Source organism: Catenulispora rubra, from assembly GCF_015356825.1.
GTDB lineage: Bacteria > Actinomycetota > Actinomycetes > Streptomycetales > Catenulisporaceae > Catenulispora > Catenulispora rubra.
The window spans coordinates 1-11426 of record NZ_JAACYW010000351.1; the positions used below are offsets into that span (position 1 = coordinate 1).

The 11426-nt window shown below is 70.8% G+C and carries 12 protein-coding genes; 7 read left to right on the plus strand and 5 right to left on the minus strand.

Going from position 1 to position 11426, the window contains the following annotated elements; translation table 11 throughout:
* A partial coding sequence (locus tag GWK61_RS48070; RefSeq protein WP_194920094.1) for a TetR/AcrR family transcriptional regulator occupies window positions 1-611 on the plus strand: 611 nt, incomplete at its 5' end.
* Here the strand turns inward: GWK61_RS48070 and GWK61_RS48075 are convergent.
* Window positions 599-1234: a TetR/AcrR family transcriptional regulator gene (locus GWK61_RS48075; protein ID WP_323748094.1), complete on the minus strand. Its 636-nt coding sequence runs from the start codon at window positions 1232-1234 to the stop codon at window positions 599-601. The genes GWK61_RS48070 and GWK61_RS48075 overlap by 13 nt on opposite strands.
* Window positions 1235-1347: 113 nt before the next feature.
* Between GWK61_RS48075 and GWK61_RS48080 the strand changes: the two genes are divergently transcribed.
* Window positions 1348-2091: an SDR family NAD(P)-dependent oxidoreductase gene (locus tag GWK61_RS48080; protein ID WP_194920099.1), complete on the plus strand. Its 744-nt coding sequence runs from the start codon at window positions 1348-1350 to the stop codon at window positions 2089-2091.
* Here GWK61_RS48080 and GWK61_RS48085 read toward each other — a convergent pair.
* Window positions 2026-2925, minus strand: coding sequence for a helix-turn-helix domain-containing protein (locus GWK61_RS48085; protein WP_194920101.1), 900 nt, complete (start codon window positions 2923-2925; stop codon window positions 2026-2028). The two genes, GWK61_RS48080 and GWK61_RS48085, sit on opposite strands and share 66 nt — an antisense overlap.
* Before the next feature lie 148 nt (window positions 2926-3073).
* On the opposite strand from GWK61_RS48085, the gene GWK61_RS48090 reads away from it, so the two are divergent.
* The 3 genes from GWK61_RS48090 (at window position 3074) to GWK61_RS48100 (ending at window position 6786) form a co-directional block, all read left to right on the plus strand.
* Window positions 3074-3817, plus strand: coding sequence for an SDR family oxidoreductase (locus GWK61_RS48090; RefSeq protein WP_194920104.1), 744 nt, complete (start codon window positions 3074-3076; stop codon window positions 3815-3817).
* A gap of 12 nt (window positions 3818-3829) precedes the next feature.
* Complete coding sequence (locus tag GWK61_RS48095; RefSeq protein WP_194920106.1) at window positions 3830-4186, plus strand: nuclear transport factor 2 family protein; 357 nt, start codon at window positions 3830-3832, stop codon at window positions 4184-4186.
* Window positions 4187-4275: 89 nt separating this feature from the next.
* Window positions 4276-6786 carry a lysylphosphatidylglycerol synthase transmembrane domain-containing protein gene (locus GWK61_RS48100; protein ID WP_194920108.1) on the plus strand — a complete coding sequence of 837 codons (2511 nt, stop codon included), beginning with the start codon at window positions 4276-4278 and terminating at the stop codon, window positions 6784-6786.
* Here the strand turns inward: GWK61_RS48100 and GWK61_RS48105 are convergent.
* Window positions 6783-7424 (minus strand): HAD family hydrolase, encoded by a 642-nt coding sequence (locus GWK61_RS48105; RefSeq protein WP_228564167.1) that lies wholly within the window; start codon window positions 7422-7424, stop codon window positions 6783-6785. The genes GWK61_RS48100 and GWK61_RS48105 overlap by 4 nt on opposite strands.
* A gap of 57 nt (window positions 7425-7481) precedes the next feature.
* Between GWK61_RS48105 and GWK61_RS48110 the strand changes: the two genes are divergently transcribed.
* On the plus strand, window positions 7482-8675 hold the full coding sequence (locus GWK61_RS48110; RefSeq protein WP_194920110.1) for an ROK family transcriptional regulator: 1194 nt from the start codon (window positions 7482-7484) through the stop codon (window positions 8673-8675).
* Here the strand turns inward: GWK61_RS48110 and infA are convergent.
* Window positions 8653-8877 (minus strand): translation initiation factor IF-1, encoded by a 225-nt coding sequence (gene infA / locus GWK61_RS48115; RefSeq protein WP_194920112.1) that lies wholly within the window; start codon window positions 8875-8877, stop codon window positions 8653-8655. The two genes, GWK61_RS48110 and infA, sit on opposite strands and share 23 nt — an antisense overlap.
* A complete protein-coding gene (locus tag GWK61_RS57765; protein ID WP_323748095.1) occupies window positions 8865-9518 on the minus strand; it encodes a GNAT family N-acetyltransferase in 654 nt (217 codons plus the stop codon). Before GWK61_RS57765 ends, infA begins: the two co-directional genes overlap by 13 nt.
* Before the next feature lie 401 nt (window positions 9519-9919).
* On the opposite strand from GWK61_RS57765, the gene GWK61_RS48125 reads away from it, so the two are divergent.
* Window positions 9920-11155, plus strand: coding sequence for an SGNH/GDSL hydrolase family protein (locus GWK61_RS48125; RefSeq protein WP_194920117.1), 1236 nt, complete (start codon window positions 9920-9922; stop codon window positions 11153-11155).
* Window positions 11156-11426 lie beyond the last annotated feature (271 nt).

Here is an 11426-nt window from a genome sequence, read left to right on the forward strand (position 1 = left end):
CCACCGCACCGCGCGGCCGCAATCCGCGCGGCCAGGGCGAGCGGCTGCGCGCCGAGATCATCGACGCGGCGCTGCGGCTGCTGGACGACCTCGCCGACGACCAGGCGCTGTCCATGCGCGCCGTGGCCCGCGAGGTCGGCGTCGCCGCGACCTCGGTCTACATCCACTTCGCCGACCGCGACGCCCTGGTGCTGGCCGCACTCGAGCACTGCCACACCGACCTCCAGCGTGCGGCGAAAGACGCGGAGTCCAGCGCCGCCGATCCGGTGGCCGCGCTACGTGCCCGGGCGACGCTGCTGGTGGCCTGGTCCCGCGAACACCCGGGCCTGTACAAGGTGCTGCACGAGAGCACACTCAACCGCCGCTCGGACATGTCCTTCAAGGAGGAGATGGCCCAGCACACCACCGCCGCGATCCGCCGCTGCATGGACGCCGGCCTGGTCCCGCAGGCCGACGCGGCAACCGTCTCCCTGGACCTGCGCACGGCCGTCCACGGCGCGGTCTCGCTGCGCGTCAACCAGCCCGAGCTGCCCTGGCCACCGCTGGAGGACCAGCTGGACCGGTTCCTGGTGAAGCTGGTCGGCGTCCCGCCGGTCGCTCAGGAGGAGTAGGACGAAGTAGACGAATAGCTAGCGACGGCCCGCAGCGCGACATCCACCGACGCCTGCAAACCCTCGCACCCCGCGCCGGCCGCGGCATGGACCGCCAGCCCCTGCCCAAGCGTCACCACGAACCGGGCCAGCGCAGCAGTGTCAGTGCCGGCCACGAGGTCACCCTCCCGCTCCGCCCGGGCCAGTCGCTTCGCGAGCGCGTCTTCGAAGACCGCCCGGAACTCGGCCAAGAACTCTGAGACGCCGCTGTTCCCCGGCGCACACGACAGCCCGCCCTGGATCGACAAGCAGCCGGGCGGATGGTCGCCGCCGGTCAGAGCATTTACCGCCGCGCGCAAGTAGCGCTCGACGACGCCGTACGCGGTGGGCTCGTCCAAGGTGGCAGGCGCATACGCGACGTACGTATCCCGGTAGCGGACCACGGCGCGGCGGAACAGCTCTTCCTTGCTGCCGAACACGGCGTACAGGCTCGGCTTGTTGATGCCCATCGCGGCGGTGAGGTCGCTCATCGAAGCGCCCTCGTAGCCGTGCTCCCAGAAAACCCGGATGGCCCGGTCCAGGACCTCGTCCTCCTCGAAGCCCCGCGGCCGGCCCCGGCCTCGACGGTCGTCAGCAGCGTTCACGAAACCCATGCTACCAGTCGGTACAAAAATGTGCCCCGCGACCCCAACCGATCGGTACAGAATCTGCTAGCGTGGGCCGCGCAACCGAACGGTACAAAAATAGGAGTCGCATCATGGGACAGCTCGACGGCAAGACCGCCCTGGTCACCGGCGCCACCTCCGGCATAGGCCGGGCCACGGCCCGCGCGTTCGCAGCCGAGGGGGCGTACGTCTTCCTGACCGGGCGGCGCGAGAAGGAGCTGGCCGAGGCCGTGGCCGAGATCGGCGCGGAGCGGGCGACCGGCGTCCAGGCCGACGTCACCGACCTCGCGGACCTCGACCGCGTCATGGCGGCGATCCGGGAGACGGGCCGGGACCTGGACGTCCTGTTCGCCAACGCGGGCATCGGCGAGTTCGCGACCCTCGGCAACATCACCTGGGAGCACTACGCGGACACGTTCAACACCAACGTCGGCGGCATCGTGTTCTCCGTCCAGAAGGCGCTGCCTCTGCTGAAGGACGGCTCGTCGATCATCCTGTGCGGCTCCAACATCGGCATCAAGGCCTCACCGGCGATGAGCGTCTACGCCGCCACGAAGGCCGCGATCCGCTCGCTCGGCCGCACCTGGGCCGCGGAGTTGATCGGCCGGGGCATCCGCGTCAACACGATCGCCCCCGGGCCCACCGAGACCCCTGGATTCCTCGCGCTGAGCCCCGACGAAGAGCAGTTGCGTGCCGCGGTCATCGCGACCGTGCCCATGAACCGCCTCGGCCGGCCCGAGGAGACCGCGGAGGCCGTGACCTTCCTCGCCTCAGACCGCAGCAGCTTCATGACCGGCGCCGAGGTCTACGTCGACGGCGGCGCCAGCCAGGTCTGACGCGAGCGCCCCGAGCAGTGCCAGCCGTTCGGCGTCCGGGCTCCCCGGCTCGGCGCTGCCGACCAGCAGGTACTGCCCGGGCGCGTCCTGGAGCTCAAAGGTCTGATAGCTGAGCGTCAGCCGGCCCGCGTCCGGGTGGTCGAAGGTCTTGGTCCTGCCTGCCAGCCGCCCGACGTCCTGGCGGCTCCACAGCTCCGCGAACTCCGCGCTCTCGGCCACGAGCCCGTCGATCAGGGCCGGCATGCGGGGGTCGTGGAGTTCGTGGCCGTAGGCCGCGCGGAGTGCCGCGACGGTGTCAGCGGCGACGGAGGACCAGTCGACGAACAGGTCGCGCGCTGCGGGGTCGCAGAACAGCGCGTGGACGATGCCGCGCGGGTCGGTCAGCGGCGAGAGCAGGGCGTCGGCGAGGGGGTTCGTGGCGAGGACTTCGAGGCGTCGGTTCACGAGGTAGGCGACCGCGCCGGGGAAGGCGTGCATCAGCCGCAGCAGCTCCGGCGTGGGCTCCGGCATGGCTCGATCCGAGTCCGGGCTCGGGGTCGAGGTCGGCGTCTCGGTCCTCGGTACCAGACCGGCCAGCCGGTAGACATGCCAGCAGGCGTCCGAATCCAGGCACAACGCCCGCGCGATCGCGTCCACGACCTGGCCGGAGGGGTGACGCTCGCGTCCCTGCTCCAGCCGGGCGTAGTAGTCGGCGCTGACGCCCGCCAGGACGGCGACCTCCTCGCGCCGCAACCCGCGCACCCGACGGCCCTGCGAGGTGGGAAAGCCGACGTCGGCCGGGACGACGCGCGACCGCCGCGCCAGCAGGAATTCCCCCAGCTCGTTGCCGCTCATGCTCTGGATCGTACGCCGCTGTACCTAGGAGTCACGCACCTAGGAAGACCTGTCCTGCCGCTTTCGACGGCGCGGACTCATCCTTTCGGTAGTGGTCAACGCACGACACGACCACCGACGCCCCGAACGACGCCCCGAAAGGCACGCCATGTCTCACCCCTCCACCGAAACCGTCTCAAAAGTGGTCCTGATCACCGGGGCCAGCAGCGGGATCGGCGAGGCCACCGCCCGACGGCTCGCCGCCGCCGGCCACCGCGTGGCGCTCGGAGCCCGCCGCACAGACCGCCTCGACCTGCTCGCCAAGGACATCGAGGCCGACGGCGGCAGCGCCCTCGCGCACGAGCTGGATGTGACCGACCTGGCCAGCATGCAGGGGTTCATCGCGGCGGTACGCGACCGGTTCGGTCGCGTCGACGTCCTGGTGAACAACGCCGGCGTCATGCCGTTGTCGCCGCTGGCCGCGCTCCGGGTCGACGAGTGGAACCAGATGATCGACGTGAACCTGCGCGGCGTCCTGCACGGCATCGCCGCCGTCCTGCCGCTCATGCAGGAACAGCGCTCGGGACACATCGTGAACATCGCCTCGGTCTCGGGCCTGCGGGTCGATCCGACCTCCGCCGTCTACAGCGCGACCAAGTTCGCAGTCCGCGCGCTGTCGGAGGGGCTGCGCCAGGAGAGCCGGGACGTCCGGGTCACGGTGGTCAACCCGGGGCTGACGCGCAGCGAGTTGGCCGACTCCATCAGCGACGGCGGGATCAAGGGCGCGGTGGACGAGATGATGGCGATCGCCATCCCGGCCACCGCGATCGCCGAGGCGATCCGGTACGCGGTATCGCAGTCGGCTGATGTGGATGTCAACGAGATCGTCGTCCGCCCCACCGCTCAGGGATAAGAGGCAGCACCGATGGTGACCGAAGAGCAGATCAACGACTGGGTCGAAGGCTACGTGCGGGCCTGGACCAGCAACGCCAAGAAGGACATCGCCGCGCTGTTCACGCCGAAGGCCGAGTATCACGAACGGCCCTACGAGACCGACTGGATCCGCCGTGACGCGATCGTCGAGGGCTGGCTCAGCCGCGCACAGTGGCAGGAGGGCGGTTGGGAGTTCGAGTGGTCGCTCCTCGCCGTCAACGGCGACACGGCCGCGATCGAGGGCACCGGCCGCTACAAGGAACTGGGCACGTTCGCCAACCTGTGGACGGTGACGTTCGACAAGAACGGCAAGTGCGTCATGTTCCGCATGTGGAACAACCAGGTTTGAGCGCCGTCGCAGCGGCACGCGATGCGGCGACGATCGTCGGACCCGGATGGCTGCCGCAGTCGTGATCCAGCCTGGCAGAATTCAGCCCCATGACGGCTCCGCCCCTGCCGCAAGCGCCCCAGGCGCCGGTGCTCGACGTTCCTCCGGAGCGGGACGTGCGGCGGGCGGCCGACGCGGTGCGGCTGATCGTGTCCGGCGCGGTGCTCGTGGCGACGGTGCTGCTCGCGGTGGCCACGCGGACGTTCGCGCGGCAGGTGCAGCACGGGCTGATCACGGCGGTCGCCGCGCTGCCGGTCGGGCTGCGGGACGTGCTGGTCGCGGTGGTGCAGATCGCGGCGGTGCTGGGGCCGTTGGCCGCCGTCGTGGTGGTGGTCCGGCGGCGGCGCAGCGATGCGCTGTTGCGGGTGCTGCCCGCCGCGGCGCTCGGGGCGCTCCTGGCCGGGGCGCTGGTGCACACGGTCCTGACCCACAGCCGGCCGGCGGAGTGGCCCGCGGTGCTCACCGATCACCGGGCCCTGCTTCCGGTGGGGTGGCCGTCGGCGGTGTACCTGGCGAGCTGCGCCTCCGCCGCCGTCACGGCCGGGCCGTGGCTGTCGCGGCGGTGGCGGCGTGCGGTGTGGCAGTCGGTCGCCGGGAGCGTGGTGCTGAGCGCGGCGGCTGCGGCGGTGCTGCCGATGGACGGGGTGGCGGCGCTGGCGATCGGGGGCGTGGCGGCCTCGATCGTGCTGCTGCTCGGCGGGGCTCCGCCGGATCGGCCCGGGCCCCGGGCCGTCGCCGACGCGCTGGTGGCGTGCGGGCTGCCGATCACGGTGCTGCATGAAGTACCCGCCTCCGACCAGCGGGACAGCGAGGGGATCCGCTACCTCGCCGAGACCGCCGAGGGACGCAACTCGGTGCGGGTGCTCGGCCGCGAGGACCACAACCGCGACCTGTTCCACCGGATGTGGCGGCGGCTGCTGCTGACCGAGCCCGGGGATCTGGCGATCGAGCCGTTGGCGGCGGCCGAGCACGAGCTGGTGATGCTGGTCGCGGCCGGGCACACCGGGGCGCGGGTGGTGGAGCCGGTGACGGCGTTCCCGGTGGCCGGCGGCGGGGCGATGCTGGTCACGGACGACGATTCGCGGGAGCGGCTGCTCTTCAGCGACGCAACGGCTAGCTCCAGCGGCTCCGACAACTCGGCCGACTCCGACGACGCAGCCCTCACCGACGCCTGGCGCTCGGTCGCTCACCTCCAACAGCACCGGATCGCCCACAGAGCCCTGACACCCGACCATATCCTCGTCGCCCGCGACGGCAGCACGCGCCTGGAGGCCTTCGCCCGCGCCCGCCTCGACGCCTCCCCCACGCAGCTCGGTACCGACCTGGCGGTGCTGCTGGCGACGTCCGGAGCCCGGATCGGGCCGGAACGCGCGGTCGCCTGCGCCCTGGCGGGCCTGGGCCCGGACCGTCTGGCGACAGTCCTGCCGTACCTACAGACGCTGGCGTTGATAGGAAGTCCGGCCCGGCCCGCCGTCGCCGAGCACGACCGCGCCGCGGCCCAGGCGGCACGTGCGGCGGCCAAGCACCGGACGCTGCGGGCCGGCGGCGGGCCGAGCCTGCTGCGTGACCTGTCCGGGGCGGTCCGCGAGGCCTGCCATGTGGAGGAGCCGAAGAAGGCCCACCTCGCGCGGTTGACGTGGAAGAAGGCGCTGGCGCTGGTCGGGGCGCTGCTGGTGATCCATCTGATCCTGCCGCAGCTGGCCAACGCCGGGACCGCCACCGCGGCGCTGAAGACGGCGGACTGGTGGTGGGTGCTGGCGGCGGTGCCGATCGTGCTGCTTTCGCAGGTCTTCTCGGCGTTCCTGCAGGCCGGCACGATTCCCGAGCGGCTGCCGTTCCCACCCAACGTGCTGGTGCAGTTCGCGTCCTCGTTCCTGAACCGCATCACCCCGAACAACGTCGGCGGCATGGCGCTGAACCTCAGGTTCCTGCAGAAGGCCGGCGTCGAGACCGGCTCGGCCACCGCGGCCGTCGGCCTGCAGAGCGTGGCCGGCGCGTTGGCGAGCGCCATCGTGTCAGTGACCTTCTTCGCCTGGACCGGCCAGCGCCACTCCGGCGTCCACCTCGGCATGCCCTCCGGCCACTGGCTGCTGCCCGCGGTGTGCGCGGTCCTGGTCGCCGCCGGGCTGCTGGGCCTGACCGGCCCCGGCCGCCGCTTCGTCCACGACAAGGTCTGGCACTTCCTGAAGGCGGCCGGCCAAACCGTGGCCGCAGTGGCGACCAGCCCCACCCGCCTCACCGAGATCGCCGGCGGCGCCCTGGGCCTCCCCCTGATCCAGATCAGCGCCCTGGCGATCTGCCTCCACGCCTTCGGCGTCCACATCCCCCTCGGCCAAGTCGGCGCCGTCTACATGGCCTCCCGCATAGTCGCCAGCGCCACCCCCACCCCCGGCGGCCTCGGCGCCCTGGAAGCCGCGCTGATCACGGGGATGACGGCCCTCGGCGCGGCAGCCGGGCCGGTCACGTCGGCGGTGCTGGTGTACCGGCTGATCAGCTTCTGGCTGAACATTCCGGTGGGCGCGGTCGCATTGCAGATCGTGCAGCGGCGGGGGTACGTCTAAGGGACTATCGCATCCGTAATCCGGCGCAAGCCGTCGATCCCCAGGTCTCCAGGGACGCCTTTCAGCGCCGCGACAGTCGCCCCAGCCCCCCGACCCGCCGCGACTCCGGGCTCGGTGTCCTCGACGACGAGGCAGTTCCCGGGCGCCACGCCGAGCAGCTCGGCCGCACGCAGGTAGCCCGCCGGGTCCGGCTTGCCCGCCGCCACGTCGTCGGTCGTGATGAGGATACGAGGGCTGATGCCCGCTGCCGCCAGGCGCAGCTTCGCCAACCGCTCGTCCGCGCTCGTGACGACGGCCCACGGCACGCCGCGCTCGTCCAACGCCGCGATCAGCTCGTGCGCGCCGTCGGTGGCGGCGATGTCCGCGAGGTCTTCGTACTCCAGCGCCAGCTGGCGGGCTGCGGACTCGGCGATGGTTTCGGGGTCGGCGTCGAGGAGGATCCTGGCGATGGTGTCGGCGGCCGGATGGCCGGGAGCGATGGCCAGGGGCAGCGCCGGATCGACGTCGTACTCCTTCGACCAGGCGAGCCAGGAGCGGTCGACCGCCGCGTCGGAATCGACGAGCGTCCCGTCCATGTCGAAGAGCACGGCCGCGACTGTCAAGCGGCGGGAACCGTGGATGAGGTGCATGACGTGCATGGGCCACTCCTGACGAGTAATATCCTCGGTCACCGAGTTTAAAAGGGGACGAGCCGGATGACAAGACCGCGCGACGCACGCTGGCCGGGCCCCCTCGCACTCCTGAGCGAGGTCCGGCGCACGCCGGGCGTCACCCGCGCCGAGGCCGCGCGCCGCCTGGGCCTGGGCAGCGGCTCCGCGACGGACATCGCCGCGCGCCTGCGCGCCCTGGATCTGCTCGACGAGGTTCCGGCCCCGGCGGCCGGCCGCGGACGCCCGACGACCCAGCTCCTCCCTCATCCACGCGGCCCCCTCGTCGCCGTCGTCGAGGTGCGCTACGAGGGGTGGCGCTGCGCGCTCGCCGGCATCGACGGCCGTCCGTCCACGGTCGCCGCCGGACGGCATGCGCACGGCGCCGAACAGCAGGTCGTGCGCGAAATCGCCGACACACTCCGCGACCTGAAGCAGCGCCACGGCCATCGCCTGCGCGCCGTCTCGGTCAGCGTGGCCGCCGCCGTCCGCCACCGACACCTCGTCCGCCCCACGACCCTCGGCTGGGACCCGACCGACCTGTCCGGCATCCTCCCCGACGCCACCACTCCCCTGGTCATCGGCAACGACGCCACCCTCGCCGGCCTCGCCGAAGCCCGCGGCGGCGCCGGGCTCGGCGCCGGAACCGTGCTGCACCTGACCGTCGAGGTCGGCCTCGGCGGCGTACTGGTCATCGACGGCGTCCCGGCCGTCGGCGGCAGCGGCACCGGCGGCGAGTACGGACACATGCCCTTCGGCGACCGGTCGCGGCGCTGTCCGTGCGGGGCGCGCGGATGCTGGGACAACGAGGTGGATGGCAGGGCTCTGGCACGCCATCTCGGCGCCGCGCCGCCTGACGATCCGCGCGCCTTCGCGCTGGACGTCCTCCAACGCGCCGAGCACGACGCCGAAGCGGCCGAAGCGGTACGCACCGTGGCCGACGCCCTCGCCTCGGGCATCGCAGGACTCGTCAACGCCCACGACCCGGACGTCGTCACCCTCGGCGGCCTGGCCCCGCTGATCAGGAACGCCGCACAGCCCGACTTCGACACCGCCTACCTCAATGGGCTGATGGAGTTCCGCCGCGCCGACCCGATCCCGCTGCGGGCGGCATCGCTCGGCGACGACGGCGCGCTGATCGGCGCCGCCGCCGCAGGATTGGATGTGGTGCTGAGCGAGTCAGGCCTCGATGACTGGGCCGCGGATCTGGAGCGACCGGCTACGACCGGTAGCGGAAGGTGATCCGGCCGCGCGTCAGGTCATAGGGACTGAGCTCCACCAGCACCCGGTCCTCCGGCATGATCCTGATGTAGTTCTTGCGGATCTTGCCACTGATGTGCGCGAGCACCTTGTGTCCGTTGTCGAGCTGCACCCGGAAGTTGGCGTTGTACAGGCACTCGATGACAGTGCCCTCAACCTCGATGCCCCGATTCAGTTTTCCCACATCAACTCCAGGCTGTTGCTCGTACGGCGCGCGCCGGCGCCCTCTACCAAAACGATCGCCGCGGTGTCGGTCTCGTCGACGTCGACCGACGCCATCCGGAACCCGCGCTCGCGGAGCGCGTCCAGCCCGTGGGCCAGCAACGCGCGGCCGATGCCGCGGCGCCGCTGATCGGCGCGGACCTCGATGGACGCGATCCGCGCTATGCGCGGCGTCCCGTCACTGCGCATCAGGGGTGTGAGACGGATCAGGCCGACCTCGGCGCCGGCGGATTCAGTGCCCTCGACTTCGGCGCGGAACACGTCCTCACCGCCGACGAGGGTCACGCCGGCTGGCGGTCGCGCGGTGATCCGCGTTTCAAGAGACACCAAATAGTGCCGCTCACGTCGCCGTTCGACGAACCCCGCGCGACGCCAGTTCTCGGCCATAGCCGATTCCTCGGCGTCGAGCACCGTGTAGAGCGGCGCCGGCAGTTCCGCGAGCATGACGGCGGCGAGCTGGTCGAAGACCGCGTCGTGCCACGCGTCGACGCTGACGAACAGCCGTCCGTCGGGCCGACGCGAGGTGTTCCCGCGACCGACCGTCAGGCCGTCGTCGATAGCGTGCCACTGATCTGCTGCGACCCTCGTGATCACAGGCGTCACGGGGTCAGGAATGAGATGTGCGATGGCGTTCATAGCTGTCGCCCTTCAGGAGTGCCTTGGGGCGCTCCGGCGACAGCTACGTCAGTCGCCGGCCGTGACCGGCAGGAGGAGCACCCACGTTGAACGAGTGTTCACGGGTACCACCTCCCTCGGATGCTCTGTCACGGCCTGGAGGGAACGTTACCCGACGGGGCGCCGGTGCACGCAACTGCTTTTAAGCCAGCGCGATCTCACCCCGACCTCCCCGCGATCCCACCTCCCGGATACCCGACGGTAACAATCTCGCCGCAGCCCTTGCCAGCGCCGGAGCGGTCTGCCAGTTTCACGGAACGAGGGACGCGACGCGGCCGATCGGTCCCGGCAAGGAACAACCACCTGTCGGGTTCTTGAGAGGTCACAGCATGAGCAGGCTTCATCGGGCGCGCACTCGTCTGCGTACCCTGATAACCGGCGCGATCCTGGTCCCCGTTCTCGCCGGTACCACCGCCGTCGTCAGCACCGGTGCCGCGCACGCGGCCACGCCGGGCGGGGCGCCGTGGGTCGTCTCCGTCGGCGACAGCTACATCTCCGGGGAGGCCGGCCGGTGGGCCGGCAACACCAACGACAGCAGCTCGGAGATCGACGCGCTGGGTCCGGCGGCCTACTACGACAACGCGGGCCACACCGCCGAGACCATCCCGCGCTGCCACCGGTCGCAGTCCGCTGAGATCTACTTCGGCGGCGGAGTGAACGGTCTGAACCTGGCGTGCAGCGGCGCGGAGACGGCGACGTACACCGACAGCGGCAACTTCAAGCCGGGCCTGGACTTCTACAACTCCGGCGGCAACCAGGGCCAGGCCCTGATGCTGCAGAACTTCGCCGCCACGCACAAGGTCACCATGGTCGCGGTGTCGATCGGCGGGAACGACTTCAACTTCTCCTCGATCGTGACCACCTGCGTCGAGGACTTCCTGACCACGCCGTCGTGGTGGCCCTCGTATTGCAGCCAGGACTCCTCGGTCACCGGCAACTTCTCGGCGTCCAACGTCGCCACGGTCACCACGCACATCGCGCAGGCGCTGCAGCACGTGCACCAGGCCATGGCCAACGACGGCTACGCCGACGGCGACTACACGATCCTCGTGCAGAACTACCCCTCGCCGATCCCGAACAGTTCGGGCTTCCGCTACTCGCAGTCCGGCTTCACCCGCCAGTCCACCGGCGGCTGCGGATTCTGGAACAACGACGCCAACTGGGCCAACGGCACGGCACTGCCGACGATCTCCGGCGCGGTCTCCAACGCCGTCGCGCAGAGCGGGCTGGGCAACGTCCGCAAGCTCGACATCTCCTCGGCCTTCAACGGCCGCCGGCTCTGTGAGAACACCGTCGGCCTGCTGGAGGAGCAGGGCCTGAACTCCTGGACGAACCCGGGCGCGGTCAACCAGACCGAGTGGGTCAACCAGATCCGCACAGTCACCACGATCGGCAGCAGCCCGTACTACATCCAGGAGTCGCTGCACCCGGACTACTGGGGCCAGCTCGCCCTCCGCAGCTGCGCGCGCCAGGCCTACAACAACGGCGCGGTGCGCAGCGGAAGCTGCACGATCGCCGGAACCGGCCTGGACGGCAACGGCGATCCGGTGATGTCGCTGCACTGAGCGGCGATCAGCTACTCCCTGACTCCCTGGGGTCGATGGCGCCCTCACGCCATCGGCCCCAGGGCGGGGCAGTTGACCTATGCGTGGGTAGCTGGGGTGCGGCGGGTGCTGCGGGTGCGGTTGGTTTGTGGATTTTAAGAGCTTTTTAGGGCTCGCAGATTATTAACACGCTGGTTTGATCTCGGTGGGCTGGTTGTTGTCTTCTGCGAGGAAGGCGATGAGGTCGGCTGGTGTGGGGAAGCGGGCTGTGGAGGGGGTGATCGTGTATCCG